The sequence below is a fragment of the uncultured Methanobrevibacter sp. genome, assembly GCF_937906425.1.
In the GTDB taxonomy this organism is placed as follows: Archaea; Methanobacteriota; Methanobacteria; order Methanobacteriales; family Methanobacteriaceae; genus Methanobrevibacter.
Window position 1 is genome coordinate 1 of the sequence record NZ_CALCYR010000098.1, and the last position, 15,955, is coordinate 15,955.

Sequence of the window (15,955 nt, forward strand, 5' to 3'; positions counted from 1 at the left end):
TCTTCTTTTCCACCGTATGTACTTTCCATGATTACAGTTTCAGCACGTGGGAATCTGATTGTTGCAGGTTCAAGCAATCTTGATGGTTCATATTTGAAATCTCCGGTATATACTAAATTGTGAGCTCCGTCTCCAATGTGCATATGTGAGATTGCTGAACCTAAGATGTGTCCTGCATTATGCAATGTTAATCTGATATCAGGTGAAATGTCTGTCACTTCACCATAATCAAGAGTTATTGTATTTTTAATTGCCTGTTTTACATGTTTTGATGTAAATGGGAGAGGATTTCCTTTATTTGGAAGTAATATTTCAAATAATAGACGAATTTTAAAAATTTTTTTAAGAACAATTTTTAATTAATTTTATAAAATTTATTTTAAGAAAGTAATTTTCATGTAATTTTAAAAGACTTATTTTAAGAAATTTTTCACAATTTTGCTAACGAATCTCATTTTTATAAAAATCTTTAAATTTATTTAAAATAAATAGTAATATGAAAAATATAAGAATTTAATAATTAATTATTTAGTTAAACAATTTAATTTAAAAAATTTAGATAATAGTTTAGTTAAAAAATTATTAATAATTCAGTTAAAAAATTAAACTCAAAGTTTAGTTAATAATTAAATTAATTATAAAATTTTTTTAGTAAATTTATTTTAATCTTATTAAGTATATGTAGATAGGAGAGTTTAAAATAATATAATTCTAATTAACTTTTAATTAAATTACAAAAACGATTAATTAAACAAAGTGATTCTATGGAAAGTCAAAGTATATTAATCAAGAATGCAAGTATATTAAATCCAAAAGGTCAAGGTCAAACCGAAACTAAAAATAACACTGACGTTTTAATCATTGGTGATAAAATTTCAGAAATTTCTTCTGATATTTCCTCCTCCGGTGTTGAGAAGGTAATAGATGCAAGTGATAAAATACTTATGCCAGGTTTTGTAAACACTCACACCCACATTTCAATGTCCCTTCTTCGTGGAATTGCAGATGACTTGGAATTGGACACATGGCTAAATGATCATATATGGCCTATGGAAGCCCATCTCAGTGAGGAATACTGTTATATCGGTGCATTGCTTGGAGCATGTGAAATGATTAAGTCAGGTACCACCACATTTTCAGACATGTATTTCTATATGGATGGCGTTGCTCGTGCAGTTGATGAAATAGGTATGAGAGCTGTTCTTTCCTATGGTATGATTGATTTTGGAATAGCTGAAAAGAGGGAAAACGAGTTTAAGGAAAACATTGCTCTTGTTAAAAATCACAACAATACTGCAGATGGCAGAATCACTGCAAGGTTTGGTCCACACTCCTGCTATACCGCTTCAGTCGACCTTCTTGAAAGGGTTAGAAAGGAAGCTGATAAGTATAATGTTGGTATCCACATTCATATGAACGAAACCATGAAGGAAATCAATGATGTTGGTGAAGCTCATGACAATAAGAGACCATTTGAGCTATTAGATAGCATAGGCTTCTTAGGTGAAGATGTTGTGGCTGCTCACTGTGTATGGTTGGATGAAAATGAGATAAGCTTGATTAAAAACAATGATGTTAAGGTTTCTCATAATCCATGCAGTAATATGAAGCTTGCATCAGGGGTCGCTCCTGTTGGGGAACTTTTAAGCCAAGGAATTTGTGTTGGTCTTGGAACTGATGGGGCAAGCAGTAACAATAATCTTGACATGTTTGATGAAATGAAGTTTGCTTCCCTTCTTCAAAAGCTTTCAACCCTTGACCCTAAGGTATTGAATGCTGATGAGGTAATCAATATGGCTACAGTCAATGGTGCAAGGTCTTTAGGAATTGATGCAGGAACTATTGAAGTTGGAAAGAAGGCAGACCTTATTCTTGTTGATACAAGACAGCCTAACATGACTCCTCAAAGTAATTCCCTTGCTTCCAATCTTGTTTATTCAGCAAATGGATCCAATGTTGACACTACAATATGTAATGGTAAGATATTGATGGAAAATAGAAAATTGTTAACAGTGGATGAGGATAAGATATTGGCTGAGGCAAAAAGAGCAATTTCCGAGATGAAAGAGTTAAGGGAAGCTGAAGATGACTAATTAAATAATTATTTAGTTTATTATTTAGTTTATTATTTAGTTTATTATTTTTTTATCTTTTATTTTGTTCTGTTTATTACGAACTATTCTTGGATTTATAAAAAAAGGTGGAGAAAACTCCACCAGCAGGAAATCAATCAATTAAGATTGAAAGTTCACACTTAAGAATCATATATTTTTATTATTTATGCTTTTTTAAAACTTAATCATTGTTCTATTAGACTTTTAATTTCCTCATCTGATTCTCTTCCGGATAATCTTTTTCCAGGAATCCAATTGATTTCAGGATAAGCCTTTTTCAAGTCATTTTCACATCCTGATATGCCTGTTCCTCCAGAGGTACAGAATGCTACTGCAGTTTTTCCAGCCATGTCGCAGGATTCAATGAATGTGTTGATTATTGTAGGTGCAGTATACCACCATACTGGAAAACCAATGATTATTGTATCATATTCTGCTACATCAATGCTTTCCTTAATTGGAGGTCTGAAAGACTTGTCATTCATTTCGATTGTTGATCTGCTGTTTTTGTCCATGTAGTCTAAGTCTGCAGCACTATATGGGGTTTCTGGAACTATTTCAAATATGTCTGCTTCAAGTACGTCTCTTATCTTTTCCGCTACTTTTTTAGTTACTCCACTTGCTGAGAAATATGTCACTAAAGTTTTCATAATATCGCCTTTTTATTATATTTTCTTATTTTATTTTTTTATTTTTTTTTCTTATTTTTTTTCTTATTTTATTTTCTTATTTTTTTATTCGAATAATCTTCTAAAATCCAAAGCAATCAACGACATCCTTTAATAATTCTGGAATGTCTAGCTTTTGAGTACAGATTTCTAGGCAGTTTTCGCATTCAATGCATTCTGATGCTTTAGGGTTTGTTGCAGATGTTGTTCCATAAATTGCAGATATTGATGGAAGTGAAAACATCTTTTCACTATTGTACAATTCAAAATAATCCGGAATTGGAATGCCTATTGCACATTCCTTTAGGCAGTATCCACAGTAACTGCAAGGAATCGCAATGAGTTTCTTTATCTCTTCGGCCATTTTAAGTAGGAACTCTTCATCTTTTTGCTCTATTGGAGTGAAATGCTTAAAGACTTTGCAATTTTCCTTCATCTGTTCAATGTTTCCCATGCCACTTAAAACTACCTTGACGTTTTTCGGACTTGCTGCAAATCTTAAAGCCCATTCTAGAGGTTTTGTCTGGTCATCATACTCTTTAAATTGGTTCATTATATCTTCTGGGAATTCAACTAATGTTCCACCTTTTATAGGTTCCATTACAACTACTTCAAGGCCGTATTTCTCACAGACTTCATAGTTTTTTCTGGATTCGGTCAAATTGCTTTCCCAGTCCAGATAGTTTAATTGCAATTGGACCACATCGAGAATGTCTCCGTATTTTTCAAGAATCTTTTCCAATAGGTCGGATTTGTCATGATAGCTTATTCCTATTTTTTTAGCTATTCCATTTTCTTTCATTTTTTGAATGTATTGGAATGTTTTTGCATTTTCGGCAAGCTTGAGGAAAGCTTCATTTATGTTATGGATTAGGAATACGTCGAAATAGTCTGTTCCTAACCTTTCAAGCATGATGTTTACGAATTTTTCATTGTCCTCTTCGCAAGTCAATGCCCATGTTGGCATTTTGTCAGCTATTCTGAATGATTCTCTAGGATATCTTTTGACAAGTCCCTCTCTTAATGCAATCTCAGATGTTCCATCGTGGTATGCATAGGAGGTGTCGAAGTAGTTAAATCCCTGATTCATATAATAGTCAACCATGTCGTTGAATTCTTCCTGTTTAATGGAACTTGGATCATTTTCGTCTTCAAGGTCTAATCTCATAGCTCCAAATCCAAACATTACATCTTCTGCCATTTTAATCACTCTCATCCATTTATAATTTTTTTAAGATTTCATTTTAGTATTTTAAGATTTTTTTATCAGTATTTTAAGATTTCATTTTAGTATTTTAAGATTTTTTTATCAGTATTTTAAGATTTTTTTTATTAATATTGTCTTTAGATTTGTCTTATTATTTTCTAATAAAAAAATATAAAATCAATCTTTATCAGTTTGGTTGATTATGGATTTTCTATAAGTTTATATACTTTGATATGTATAATTTAATATATAAATCTTTTCAAAGGAAAGAGTTACCTTTGGAAATTGAAAAAGTCTAAAAAATTTATCATAATTAATGCCTTTTAGGGATATGATTTTTATATTTGCAGTGCTTAGAATCTTGTATGCTTAGAGAGTTGCAGTGCTTAGAGTGTTGTATGCTTAGAGAGTTGCAGTGCTTAGAAAGTTGTAGTGGTTAGAAAATGAATAAGGAAGATTTAATAATTTATATAATGATGTTAGGTACTTTTGGTGTTTTAAGCACTGAAATGGGTGTTGTAGGCATACTGCCTCAAATTTCTGATTATTTTAATGTTTCAATTACTCAAGCAGGTTTATTTGTCAGTTTATTTGCTTTGGTTATAGCTATTTGCGGTATTTTTATGCCGTTAGTATTCAGCAAATTTGACAGAAAGAAAAGCTTTGTTATGGTTTTAGCAGTTTTCACAATATTTTCTTTAATTGGCGCTTTTGTAAGGGATTTCAATATTGCATTGATTTGCAGGATTATTCCAGCAATTGTGCATCCTGTCTATTGCGGGCTTGCATTAACTGTAGCAGCAGAGATTGTTGAAGCTGAAAAAGCACAGTCTAGTGTAAGTAAAGTTATTATGGGAGTTAGTGCAGGAATGATTATTGGAGTTCCAATAACAACTTTTGTGGCAAGCAATTTCGGATATCAATTTGCAATGATCTGGTTTGCAGTAGTGACATTTATTGCATTGATTGCTACTATAATCTTTTTCCCTAGTTTGCCTGGAAAGGAACAGTCATATGGAAATCAGGTCTCTGTTGCAAAAACAGGAGTATTCATTATTTCCATTTTAGGGGTGATTTTCCTTAATGGAGGTATGTACACTTCCTATTCCTATATTTCTGAGTTTTTAGGAGTTATAACAAATATAGTGGGCACTGACTTAAGCATAGTGTTGTTTATTTATGGGGTGGCTTCAATAATAGGCAATTGGCTTGGTGCTAAATTGCTTGATAAGAGTCCAAATAAGTCTGTGCTTATATTCCCTATAATTTTCAGCATTTTGCTTTTAGGAATCTTTTTCTTAGGATACTATCCGATTCCTACAGTCATCATAATGTTTATTTGGGGTCTTCTTGCAGGTATAGGCAATGACATTTCTCAATATTGGATGGTTTCATCTGCCCCAGAAGCTCCCGAATTTGCAAATGGGATATTCTTAAGCATGGGAAATGTTGGTATCACATTGGGAACCACTATTGCAGGGCTTGTTGTGATGACATGGGGAGTTAGATATGTCATGATTGCAGCAATTCTTGTGCTGGTTATTGATTTGGTCTTATTGTTTACAAGAACAAGTAAATATGATGTTGTTCAAAATAAATTATGAAAGGTGATAAAATGGAATTGCCTAATCAGTTTAGGGAACGTGATGCAGAGGATATTAGGATTTATCATTATGTAGAGGAATTGGTAGGAAGTTATAAGGAGTTCATGTCTGAAAATTGGGAAGATGATGATGTGAATTTAACAGAACTTCCTTTCTTGTTAAGAATAAGATTTACAGACAAAAGCACTCAAAAAGACTTGGTTCATTTGTTTCAGGTAAGTGAAGGTTATACCGCTAAACTCCTTAGAAGATTTGAGGACGCCGGTTTAATAACTAGGATGGAAGACCCTTCCAATCATCGCATAAAAATAGTCAATTTGACTAAGAAAGGTGAAAAGACTACTGATAAAGCAATCAAGTTTGTTGACTATTGGGAAAATTTTGTCTCAAAGTCTCTTGATGAGGATGAGCTTAAAGTAATGAAAAAGGCTTTATTTAAGGTTGTTAAAGAGACTGAGAATTTATAATTATTTTTTAATAATTATTTTTTAATTATTTTTTAAACCATTATGGTTTATGATTATACGAACTATTCTTGCTTTTATAAAAAAAGGTGGATAAATCCACCAAATTATTAAAATATATTTATTATTCTTTTTATTTACTTATTTTTTACTTATTTTTTACTTATTTAATTTTCTAATTTATTTTAAAAAAAATAGTATTCTCAGTTTTTGGATTTAATCATCTAGTTCTTCTAATTTAAAGACGATTTTTCCATGAGCCTCATTATTTTCCATGAGTTTATGTGCTTTGCCGATGTCTTCCAAATCAGTGAATACTTTTGATATGTTTGGCTTGATATTGTGACTTATTATGAAATTGAATAGATTGTCTATTGTCTCTTGGTTTGGATAATTGCTATAAAATCCAGTTAGATATTTGCCATTCGGCACTCCTGTAATCGGATCAAAGTTTTTAATATATTCCTCTCCACCTAAAATGCCTGTAATGCATAATATTCCTCTGAATTTTAGGCAATTGAATGAGTCTTTAATTGATTTTGCCCCAATCAAATCCAATATCTTATCTGCTCCATCAGGGCATGCCTTTAAAACAGCTTCTTCAATTTCACCATTATCTATAATGGCGTAATCCACATTCCCTTCCTTTAATTTAGCTATTCCTTGATTATTTCTACTTGTTGCAATGACTGTACAATTCATTGCTTTTGCCAATTGAATAGCGCTTAGTCCTGCAGCACTTGTTCCGCCTCTGACTAAAAGAATATCCTCTTCTTTTAAGTTTAAGCATTCAAATAATGAACCGAAAGCAGTGAAATAAGTTTCGGGGATTGATATTATTTCTTCAAGGCTTAACTTATCTAAAGTGTCTTTTTCTATTTTGAAAGTATTTTTTATAGGTATTGAGGCATATTCTGCATAGCTTCCATCAAAGCTACGGCCCATTCCTCCCATCAGGCAGCATACAATCTCTCCCTTTTCAAATGAGCTGTTTGAGGGATCAATGATTTCTCCTACACATTCAATTCCAGGAATTCTTGGAAGTTTGATATATGGTTCGTCAGCTTCATAGTCTCTTAAAATAACTTCAGAACGGTTGATTCCAAATCCTTTTACTTTTATGAGCACTCTGTTTTCAACCACTTCTGGGATTTTTACTTGGCTAACTTTTAAGTCTTCTGCCTTACAGGTTTTTTCAAGGACTATTGCTTTCATATAATCACCTTAATTTAATTTATTTAGCATTAGTTTGGGGTTTAAAATATTTTTTTAATTTTATTTTTCATGGTTTAGGGTTAAGAAGATTATCTTATTTTTTAAAGTTCTTTCCAGCATTGAGGGTCTGGGGAATAAGGATTATGAGTATAGCCATAGCTTACTGAAGGGCAGCCTCTACAGAACCTTAGAAGTTCACATTTTGAACATTTTTCAAATTTCTCATATTGTCTGTAGTAATTCATCTTTTCTCCTGTAAAAATCTCATAGATGCTTTCTTCAAGTGCATTTCCAACTTTGCTGTCCATTCTTCTGCATGCAAAAACATCACCGCTTGGCAGAATTGTCAAATGGCCTATTCCGCAATTGCAGCCATCGTAAATAACATCTTCCTTAAGGTTTTCAGGAATTTTAAACAATCCCTTTTCATATAGATAAAGGGTCCACAAGTGGTCTTTTAAGCTGAAATTGGTTTTGCTCTTTTTATGTTTTTCATAAATATTAAAGCAGGTGTCAAGAAGTTCCCTATACTCTTCAGCTGACATTTGTGCGCTTTTTTCAAAGCTTGTAGGACAATATCTTGCAAATGTAAACAGATCGGCCTCATATTCCACAACCTTTTCAATAAGCTCTGGAATCTCATCAATATTTGTTTTGGAAACTGTTGTCATAATGTTTGCATGAATTCCTGCCTTCTTTAGCGGAGCTATCTTTTCAAGTGTTGTGTAAAATGAGCCTTCCTTTCTGAAATAATCGTGAGTGTCCTTTAAACCGTCCAATGACAATTGGTAAAATCTGCAGCCATATGAAGCTAGGCTTTTGCAAACATCATCGTTTAGATGAAATGGATTTCCCAATATTCCAAAAGGTATCTTATTTGACTTTAAAAATTCCAGAACCTTCCAAAAGTCGGGGTGTAATATTGGATCTCCACCGGTTATTGTAAAAAAAGCTTTTCTGCCGGTCTTTTTACACATATCCAGACAATTGTAAAAAACCTTTTCTATATCATCATACTCCATTGTGATTATTGGCTTGTCGTTTTCTTCTGAGAAGATATAGCAATGTTTGCATCTTTGATCACAGTCATCGGTTATGTGAAATTGAAAAGGAAAGAAATCTGTCATTTTAATACCTAAAAATAGTTTTTTATAGTTTTATATTGTTTTAGCTTTTTTATAAATTTTTTTAAAAGCTAATTAATTAGATTTTTTTAAAATAGTAGCTGATTAAGTATTATTTTAGTATTTTTTTAAAATAGAGATTAATAAGTAGTTATTTTTAAAAAAATAGTAGATTTAAGTCTTAAATCGTAATTATGCATTGTAATAATTTTAATTAAAAAAATAAATAAATTCCTTAATTAAATTAAGGAATTGGGATTGTATTTATTTTTGGATTTAGTTAAAGAGGTCAGTTCCACAAGCGGTGTAAATGTCTTCTCCACAAGCGGTTGAGAATCTTTCTTCGCCACATGCAGTGCTGAGTCTTTCTTCTCCGCATGCTGTGCTTACTTCTTCTCCGCATGCGGTGCTGATTTCTTCGCCACATGCAGTTGAGAATCTTTCTTCACCGCAAGCTGTGCTGAGTCTTTCTTCTCCGCAAGCAGTGTTTACTTCTTCACCACATGCTGTGTTTACTTCTTCTCCGCAAGCTGTAGAAATAGTAAAGTAATTTCCTGCAATTTTGGAACTATAATATTTGTCTTCTTTAGTCCATGCATTTAATTTAAACATATTTATTTCTCCTAATTTTTAAAGTTAAAATCTTAAAATTAAGTAATTTTATTATTAAAACTTTAATAATATTTTTTATTTTTTATAAATAAATATCAATTAGTTACTGAAAAGTAACTTAATAAAATATTTGTCTTTTTTAAATTTTACCTTTTTTGATTTTAATGGGCCAATTTACTTTTTTTAACTTGGTATTTTAGTTTTTTAGTGTTTAATTTACTTTTTTTAACTTGGTATTTTAGTTTTTCAGTGTTTAATTGCTTTTTTTAAGTTACCATATGGTAACTTTATATTTTTAATAATTTGTTTAATAAAATTAGTATTATTCTTAGGGGAATTAAAATGGAAGAAGAACAAGTTAAAAAGTGTCCTGTTGAATTGGCTATGGGCTTAATTAATAAAAAATGGGTTATTCAATTATTGAGAGACATGTTTTTTGGAGTTTCTCGTTTTAATGAATTTAAGGAAGGAAAACCTAATTTGTCCAATAAAGTTTTATCCAATTGTTTAAAGGAAATGGAAGCTAATGGCCTTATAAAAAGAATTGTTGATGACTCAGACACTTTAAATATTGAATATCAATTAACTGAAAAAGGATTGGCATTAAATAAGGTTCTTTATGAATTAGCTATGTTTTCATTAACAACAGACATTGATAATGAGTATTATACTGAAGAGGAGAAGGTAAGCATTGCTAAAATGTTTAAGGATCAATTGTTTGATTAATTTTTTCTAATTTTTTATTTTTTTCTAATTTTTTATTTTTTTTAAAATTTTTTTTATTAGTTTTTTTAAAAATTATTAATTATTTCTAATTTTTTATTTTTTTAAATTTTTTCATTCGTTTTTTTTAAAAATTATTAATTATTTCTAATTTTTTATAAATTTTCAATTAATTTTAACACTTACGAACTAAATTTCATTGGATAAAAAAAGTGGAGAAATCTCCACAAAAATGCTTTTCTTTGCTTTATTTAAATTAAGAGTTATCATGACTTTTTAACGTTTAGCAAACCTAATCTTACTTGGGCTCATTACAATACTCTTTTTCCATTCCTCTTTGCTTTCAGGGAAGTCTTCTCTGAAATGAGCTCCTCTACTTTCACGTCTTAATATGGCTGATTTTACAATTAAAATACAAATTTCAACCATATTGATTACTTCAAGGGCTGTAATTAAGGATGTATTGAATTGGGTTCTGTCATCAACGTCAAGATCATTCAATTCCTCTTTCATTTCATAAAGTCTTTCAAGAGCTGATTTTAGGTTTTGCTCATTTCTTACAATGGAAACCTTTTCCCACATCAATTGCTGGATTTCACTTTTCATTTCTGCAGGATCAATGCTTCCCTCTTTTATGAGGCCTTTGATTCTTTTCTCTTCCTCTTCAACCATTTCATTGTTGTATCTAAGCTCTGCAATGTCACATGCGCTTGCTGCTGAATATCCAGCTATTTTACCAAATACCTGAGTGTCTGCCAAAGCGTTTCCGCCAAGACGGTTAGCTCCATGAACTCCTCCACAGACTTCTCCTGCGCCGAATAGGTTTTCAACACTGCTTGAAGCGTCCGGATTAATTCTAAGTCCGCCCATATGGTGGTGAGCGGTTGGAGCAACTTCCATAGGTTCTTTTCTAATGTCAACCCCAATGTCCTCAAACTGAAGCACCATGGTTTCCAGTTTTTCCTCTATCAATTCAGGGTCAAGATGACTTACATCAAGGTAAACGCCGCCATGTTCGGTTCCTCTGCCTTCCATGATTTCATTATAGATGGATCTGGCCACCACATCACGTGTAGCAAGTTCCATTCTATCATCATATCTTCCCATGAATCTTTCCCCTTCGCTGTTTATGAGCTTTCCACCTTCTGCTCTTACAGCCTCGGTTACAAGCACTCCCTTTCTTGAATCCGGATAGACCATTCCTGTTGGGTGGAATTGGATCTCTTCCATATCAATAAGGTCTGCTCCTGCATACCATGCAAGTGCAAATCCGTCCCCATTCTTTTGGGTTGTATTTGAAGTTACAGGGAATAGTTGGCCAGCCCCTCCAGTTGCAAGGATAACTGCCTTTGCCTGGAAAAAGATTGTTTTGGAATTTTTTAAGTCAAGACCTACCGCTCCAATAACCTTTGGAATAAAGCTTTCTTTAGGGTCTAAAATAAGTTTTGTAATCATTACTTCATCAATGGTTCTAATGGAGCGTTTTATGATTTCCTCCTTTAGTGCAGTCATTATTTCATGACCTGTTCTATCTCCTTGGAAACATGTTCTTCTGTAAGTTTGTCCACCAAATGGTCTTTGATTAAGTTCACCGGATTCTTGTCTATCAAACAATGCTCCATATTCTTCCAAATCTGCTAATCTGTTTGGAGATTCATTGATTAAAACATCTACCAATTTAGGGTCGTTAAGATAGCTTCCACCCTTTAGGGTGTCTTTAATGTGGGCTTCAACACTGTCTTCAGGGTCTACAAGTCCAAGTGCAGCATTGTAACCTCCTTCTGCCATTCCTGTACAACCAGATCTAAATGATAATCCTTTTGAAACTATTAAAGGTTCTTTTCCTTCATTTGATACTTCTATAGCTGCTCTGCAGCCTGCACCTCCAGAACCTATTATCAAAACATCTGATTTTATAATCTCACTTTCCATAGTTTCACTCACTTTCATTGATTAAGTAAATTGAAATAAATCCCTTAACTTGTAAGTAGTTTAACGATTTTTTAAATATTATTTTCTTTACGGTAGGTAATTATGTCTTCGATTGTAACAACAGGCATGTCATGTTCTTTAGAAAACTCAATAACGTCAGGCATTCTAGCCATTGTTCCATTTGGAAGGGTAATTTCACATAATACTCCGCATGGGTTTAATCCTGCAAGTCTCATAAGGTCAATGGTCGCTTCTGTGTGACCGTCCCTTTCAAGAACTCCGCCAGGTCTTGCTCTAAGTGGGAACACATGTCCCGGGTGGTGTAAATCACTAGGTTTTGCATCTACTGCTGATGCTGCCTTAACAGTTGTTACTCTGTCTGCTGCTGATACTCCGGTAGTTACGCCTTCTGCAGCTTCAATAGTAATTGTAAATCCAGTACCATAAGTACTTGTATTGTTTTCTACCATTAATGGAAGTTCAAGAGCATCTGCTTTTTCTTGAGTTAGACATAAACATACAATTCCACTTCCTTCACGAATTAGAAGTGCCATTTGTTCTTCTGTTAAGTATTCTGATGAGAAAATCATGTCTCCTTCATTTTCCCTATCTTCATTGTCTGTTACAATAACTCCATTTCCTGCTTTTATAGATTCTAATGCAATTTCTACTCTTTCTATAGGACTTCCTTTTAAACTTTCTTCTTGATTCATAGTAAAGCTCCATTAATTGTTTTTTAAGTGTTCTAGATTCTAATACTAGAATCAGGGCAAAAAAAGGATATTTTTGTTTAAGTAAATCAGTATGATCTTTAAAAATAATATATTGATGTCTAATCTTGTAGATATTTACTTAAATTTCATATTCTCTTCCATCCGGACTTTAACCGTCGGTTTTGGACTTTCACCAAATCAACACTTTCCTGTGCTCGTGGACTTATCATTTTATGATTAGTTATTATTAGTTTTATATGTTTCGAATGAATCACCACCGGTGGAGAATTTCACTCCGCCCTGAGAATATATTAAAATATATTGTTAGTACTTAAAATACTTTTATATAATTATAAGATAATTTGTTTAGAAATTTTTATTTACATATTTTTTTTAATTAATTTTTTTAATAATTTTATTCTATTTTTATTGATTTTAATAAATTTTAATTGTTTTTTTCAAAATTTTTTTGCTAATGTTTTTTAAAAATTTTCATTCTAATAATTTTTAAATAGTTTTTTAATAAATATAATAATGATTGAGTTTAATTCTAGTTTATTAAATTATAATTTTCATTTGATTTGAACTCAATTTGCCTTTTTGATTAATTTAAAAGTCTAATTTTTATTATTATTTAATTCAATGAATTTTAATTATTTTTTGTGATTCTATGAAATGGAAAATTGGAAATGTGAGAATTGAAAATCAGATTGCTCTTGCTCCAATGGCTGGGATTTGTGATTCTGCCTTTAGAACCATTGTCAAATCAATGGGCTGTGGCCTTATTGAATGTGAAATGGTTTCTGATAAGGCAATCATGTATGGCAATTGGAAAACCAAGGAAATGCTTTACATGACTGATTATGAAAAACCTCTCTCACAGCAAATTGTTGGTTCTGAGCTTGAATCCCTTGAATTTGCCTCCAATTACATTTATGAAAATACCTTGGCAGACATCATTGATATAAACATGGGTTGTCCAGTTCCTAAGGTAACAATGCGTTCAGGTTCTGGCTGTGCCTTAATGAAAGATAAGCAGAAGGCCTATAAGATTGTTGAAAGCATTGTGGAAAAAGTTCCAATTCCAATTACAGTAAAGATAAGAAGTGGTTGGGACAAGAATCATATCAATGCACTTGAAATTGCAAAGGCAGTGGAGGAGGCGGGAGCTTCAGCTATTACTGTACATCCAAGAACAAAGGACCAAAACTATGCAGGCCAATCCGATTGGTCAATCATAAGGGAAGTGAAGGAAAATCTGGACATTCCAGTTATCGGTAATGGGGATGTTAAATCCTGTTTTGATGCAAAGGCAATGCTTGACTATACAGGTTGTGATGCAGTAATGATTGGAAGAGCTTCTCTTGGCAATCCATGGCTTATAAAGGAATGTGCTGATTACTTGGACAAGGGTATTCTCCCTAGAGAAATTTCAATTGAAGAGAAGATGGATATGCTTAAAAAACACACAGAATTACTTATTAAAAATAAGACTGAGCCTGTAGCTATTCCTAAAATGAGATCTCAAGCAGCATATTATGTTAAGAAAATGCCAAAAACAATTGAATTAAAACAGAATATTTTTAAGACAAATACTAAAGAGGAATTGTTTAATCTATTGGATGATTATGTGGACTCTTTGGAATTGTAATTATTCAAATCAGAATTTATTAAAAAAGTAATTAAAAATAGAATTAAAAGAAAATAAAAGAAGAAAAAATAATCAAGAATAAAATAAAAAATTCAGGTTTTTTAAGAATTTTAACAGGAATAAAATAAAAAATTCAGGTTTTTTAAGAATTTTGACAAGATTTTGGTCCAGGTTTTGCGCTGGCGAAGCCAGCGGAAAAGCTGGGGTTAATAATAAACCTTAACAGCTTCATCAACATCATCATAAAGGCCAAGAGCTGCAAGTGCACCTACTTTTCCCTGATCTCCTGTAACCGCTATAAGAGGAATGTCCAATTCTTCTGCTAATTTTTCAGCAGTTTCAACATCCATCATTCCTGTTTTGGTAGCTATTGCATATTCCCTTAATTTTTCAGGAATTCCAATTCCTTCCAAAATGGCGATAGCTGTCTTGTCTGATAATGTATCATGTTTTAGAATCTCAATAAGTCTGTTGATTAGTTTTTCCTTATCCTCCTCCAATACTGCAAAGGTCAATGCAATGGAAACACAGTTTTGTGTCTTGTGAGGATTGTGTGGGAATAATTGAACAATAATATGGTCTAAATATTCAAAACCTTCCTCTTTTAATTGAAGACCTATATTGTGAGCCATTGTCCAGGTTGCTCCAGCGTCCTTTACATCAGTGTCATCTATGCCAATGACCAATTTTTCATATTTTGGAGTAACTACTGTAGCCTTGCCTTCCTTACTTCCTCCTCCAACTTCAAGGAGTTCTATGTATTTTACGCCTTCTCCCATTCCTCTGCACATTCCAGCTCCAACACCAGCGCCAGCTAAACCGCCGTGAGTAACTTTCACTTCATTTTTCTCTTCATCGATTACTACTTCCTCGATTCCGGCTGCATTGATGCTTGCCTTAAGGTCAATAGGTTTTCTTCCAGCCTTACAGATGTAAGTGTGTTTGTTTCCATCCCTTTTAGCATCAATGATAAGTTCACTGCTGTGTTGATATTGGTATAATAACCAGTTGGAACCACTAGGACATGGGTGGTATTCAATAAGTTCTACAGTGTCTCCATCTGCCATGGTAATGACTTTTTCATATGGAGCAATCCAAGGGTCATCAAATTTTTCTTTTAACTCTTCAGGTTTTAAAATTTCCATACTATCATCTATAATGAAAAATTCTTAAAAAATTGTTGATAAAATAGTTTAAAATTTGTTTAAAAAAAGTTTTAAGAATTCTAAAGAATTTATATTTAAAATAAAGATTTTTTTCTATTATTAAAATGTTTAATAAGAATTTTAATAGTTTATTTATTTATTTATTTAAATGGTTTTAAATAAATTTTAATAATTTTGTAATTAAACTTTATTATAATTATTCTAGAATTCCCATTTGGTTTAAAATTAAATTTCTTGTAATCTGTCACACATTTTAACAGCTGCTTCAACTGCACTTTTACCATAGGTAACTCTTCTGTGTGCATCTAATCTGGTCATTCCAGGGCCACTGATTCCTAAGGAAATTGGTTTGCCCCAGTCTAATGATAAATCAGCGATTTTACGAGAAGCATGTTGTGCAACGATTTGATCGTGGTCAGTTGCACCTTCGATAACTGTACCGAGAGTGATTATACAATCAAGGTCAATTTTACCTTCTTCGTCTGCTTCAGTTAATTTTTTAATTGCAAGAGGCATATCAAATACGCCAGGTACCATTACAATTTTGGTAATTTCACAATCACGAACTTCTGCTTCAGATTTTGCAAGTTCTAACATCATATGGGTAATATCATAATTAAATTCAGCGACAACTGCGCCTATTTTGTATTTTGCCATAATTTTTCCTCCAAATATAAAATAATTAAATAATCCTTATTTTTATTTTTTATTTAAACTTTTATTATTTATTTGCCTTTAGCGTTTACATTACTAATGTAATTT

At 32.2% G+C, this 15,955-nt stretch carries 14 protein-coding genes, 1 pseudogene and 1 riboswitch; of the genes and pseudogenes, 5 read left to right on the forward strand and 10 right to left on the reverse strand.

Annotation, left to right across the window (positions count from 1 at the left end; all coding sequences use genetic code 11):
• Positions 1–296: pseudogene (locus Q0138_RS02515) on the reverse strand (beta-CASP ribonuclease aCPSF1); the annotation flags it as partial.
• A gap of 468 nt (positions 297–764) precedes the next feature.
• On the opposite strand from Q0138_RS02515, the gene Q0138_RS02520 reads away from it, so the two are divergent.
• Positions 765–2,093, forward strand: a complete 1,329-nt coding sequence (locus Q0138_RS02520; protein WP_297980501.1) for an amidohydrolase family protein — start codon at positions 765–767, stop codon at positions 2,091–2,093.
• Positions 2,094–2,299: 206 nt separating this feature from the next.
• Here the strand turns inward: Q0138_RS02520 and Q0138_RS02525 are convergent, their stop codons facing one another.
• Together Q0138_RS02525 and Q0138_RS02530 are read right to left on the reverse strand one after the other, a co-directional pair.
• Positions 2,300–2,764, reverse strand: a complete 465-nt coding sequence (locus Q0138_RS02525; protein ID WP_297980502.1) for a flavodoxin — start codon at positions 2,762–2,764, stop codon at positions 2,300–2,302.
• A 100-nt stretch (positions 2,765–2,864) separates the two neighbouring features.
• Positions 2,865–3,983 (reverse strand): aldo/keto reductase, encoded by a 1,119-nt coding sequence (locus Q0138_RS02530; protein WP_297980504.1) that lies wholly within the window; start codon positions 3,981–3,983, stop codon positions 2,865–2,867.
• A 449-nt stretch (positions 3,984–4,432) separates the two neighbouring features.
• Between Q0138_RS02530 and Q0138_RS02535 the strand changes: the two genes are divergently transcribed.
• Together Q0138_RS02535 and Q0138_RS02540 are read left to right on the forward strand one after the other, a co-directional pair.
• Positions 4,433–5,593: an MFS transporter gene (locus Q0138_RS02535; protein ID WP_297980506.1), complete on the forward strand. Its 1,161-nt coding sequence runs from the start codon at positions 4,433–4,435 to the stop codon at positions 5,591–5,593.
• Between the two features lie 11 nt (positions 5,594–5,604).
• A complete protein-coding gene (locus Q0138_RS02540; RefSeq protein ID WP_297980508.1) occupies positions 5,605–6,060 on the forward strand; it encodes a MarR family winged helix-turn-helix transcriptional regulator in 456 nt (151 codons plus the stop codon).
• Positions 6,061–6,273: 213 nt separating this feature from the next.
• Here Q0138_RS02540 and Q0138_RS02545 read toward each other — a convergent pair whose 3' ends face one another.
• The 3 genes from Q0138_RS02545 to Q0138_RS02555 form a co-directional block, all read right to left on the reverse strand.
• Positions 6,274–7,272: a zinc-binding dehydrogenase gene (locus Q0138_RS02545; RefSeq protein ID WP_297980510.1), complete on the reverse strand. Its 999-nt coding sequence runs from the start codon at positions 7,270–7,272 to the stop codon at positions 6,274–6,276.
• Between the two features lie 101 nt (positions 7,273–7,373).
• A complete protein-coding gene (acgM, locus tag Q0138_RS02550) occupies positions 7,374–8,399 on the reverse strand; it encodes a radical SAM/SPASM domain protein, ACGX system (RefSeq protein WP_297980512.1) in 1,026 nt (341 codons plus the stop codon).
• A gap of 273 nt (positions 8,400–8,672) precedes the next feature.
• Positions 8,673–9,008 carry a hypothetical protein gene (locus tag Q0138_RS02555; protein ID WP_297980514.1) on the reverse strand — a complete coding sequence of 112 codons (336 nt, stop codon included), beginning with the start codon at positions 9,006–9,008 and terminating at the stop codon, positions 8,673–8,675.
• A gap of 342 nt (positions 9,009–9,350) precedes the next feature.
• Here Q0138_RS02555 and Q0138_RS02560 point away from each other — a divergent pair, with 342 nt between their 5' ends.
• Positions 9,351–9,734 carry a helix-turn-helix domain-containing protein gene (locus Q0138_RS02560; protein ID WP_297980515.1) on the forward strand — a complete coding sequence of 128 codons (384 nt, stop codon included), beginning with the start codon at positions 9,351–9,353 and terminating at the stop codon, positions 9,732–9,734.
• Between the two features lie 273 nt (positions 9,735–10,007).
• On the opposite strand, the gene tfrA is transcribed toward Q0138_RS02560, so the two are convergent.
• Together tfrA and ribB are read right to left on the reverse strand one after the other, a co-directional pair.
• The gene (tfrA, locus tag Q0138_RS02565; protein WP_297980516.1) at positions 10,008–11,663 is read right to left on the reverse strand and encodes a fumarate reductase (CoM/CoB) subunit TfrA; all 1,656 of its coding nucleotides are present in this window, start codon (positions 11,661–11,663) and stop codon (positions 10,008–10,010) included.
• A 71-nt stretch (positions 11,664–11,734) separates the two neighbouring features.
• The gene (gene ribB, locus Q0138_RS02570; protein ID WP_297980518.1) at positions 11,735–12,376 is read right to left on the reverse strand and encodes a 3,4-dihydroxy-2-butanone-4-phosphate synthase; all 642 of its coding nucleotides are present in this window, start codon (positions 12,374–12,376) and stop codon (positions 11,735–11,737) included.
• Positions 12,377–12,522: 146 nt separating this feature from the next.
• A riboswitch (FMN riboswitch) is annotated at positions 12,523–12,688 on the reverse strand.
• Between the two features lie 358 nt (positions 12,689–13,046).
• Between ribB and dusB the strand changes: the two genes are divergently transcribed.
• On the forward strand, positions 13,047–14,027 hold the full coding sequence (gene dusB, locus Q0138_RS02575) for a tRNA dihydrouridine synthase DusB (RefSeq protein WP_297980519.1): 981 nt from the start codon (positions 13,047–13,049) through the stop codon (positions 14,025–14,027).
• A gap of 206 nt (positions 14,028–14,233) precedes the next feature.
• Here dusB and mmp11 read toward each other — a convergent pair whose 3' ends face one another.
• Both mmp11 and ribH read right to left on the reverse strand, forming a co-directional pair.
• Positions 14,234–15,172, reverse strand: a complete 939-nt coding sequence (gene mmp11, locus Q0138_RS02580) for a methanogenesis marker protein 11 (protein WP_297980520.1) — start codon at positions 15,170–15,172, stop codon at positions 14,234–14,236.
• A 246-nt stretch (positions 15,173–15,418) separates the two neighbouring features.
• Positions 15,419–15,850: a 6,7-dimethyl-8-ribityllumazine synthase gene (gene ribH, locus Q0138_RS02585; protein ID WP_297980522.1), complete on the reverse strand. Its 432-nt coding sequence runs from the start codon at positions 15,848–15,850 to the stop codon at positions 15,419–15,421.
• Positions 15,851–15,955: the final 105 nt, after the last annotated feature.

Bases quoted from the DNA above. Each gene is read 5' to 3' on its own strand.
- Q0138_RS02520 (WP_297980501.1), top strand. From the start codon at position 765: ATGGAAAGTCAAAGTATATTAATCAAGAATGCAAGTATATTAAATCCA.
- Q0138_RS02525 (WP_297980502.1), bottom strand. From the start codon at position 2,764: ATGAAAACTTTAGTGACATATTTCTCAGCAAGTGGAGTAACTAAAAAA.
- Q0138_RS02530 (WP_297980504.1), bottom strand. From the start codon at position 3,983: ATGGCAGAAGATGTAATGTTTGGATTTGGAGCTATGAGATTAGACCTT.
- Q0138_RS02535 (WP_297980506.1), top strand. From the start codon at position 4,433: ATGAATAAGGAAGATTTAATAATTTATATAATGATGTTAGGTACTTTT.
- Q0138_RS02540 (WP_297980508.1), top strand. From the start codon at position 5,605: ATGGAATTGCCTAATCAGTTTAGGGAACGTGATGCAGAGGATATTAGG.
- Q0138_RS02545 (WP_297980510.1), bottom strand. From the start codon at position 7,272: ATGAAAGCAATAGTCCTTGAAAAAACCTGTAAGGCAGAAGACTTAAAA.
- acgM (WP_297980512.1), bottom strand. From the start codon at position 8,399: ATGACAGATTTCTTTCCTTTTCAATTTCACATAACCGATGACTGTGAT.
- Q0138_RS02555 (WP_297980514.1), bottom strand. From the start codon at position 9,008: ATGTTTAAATTAAATGCATGGACTAAAGAAGACAAATATTATAGTTCC.
- Q0138_RS02560 (WP_297980515.1), top strand. From the start codon at position 9,351: ATGGAAGAAGAACAAGTTAAAAAGTGTCCTGTTGAATTGGCTATGGGC.
- tfrA (WP_297980516.1), bottom strand. From the start codon at position 11,663: ATGGAAAGTGAGATTATAAAATCAGATGTTTTGATAATAGGTTCTGGA.
- ribB (WP_297980518.1), bottom strand. From the start codon at position 12,376: ATGAATCAAGAAGAAAGTTTAAAAGGAAGTCCTATAGAAAGAGTAGAA.
- dusB (WP_297980519.1), top strand. From the start codon at position 13,047: ATGAAATGGAAAATTGGAAATGTGAGAATTGAAAATCAGATTGCTCTT.
- mmp11 (WP_297980520.1), bottom strand. From the start codon at position 15,172: ATGGAAATTTTAAAACCTGAAGAGTTAAAAGAAAAATTTGATGACCCT.
- ribH (WP_297980522.1), bottom strand. From the start codon at position 15,850: ATGGCAAAATACAAAATAGGCGCAGTTGTCGCTGAATTTAATTATGAT.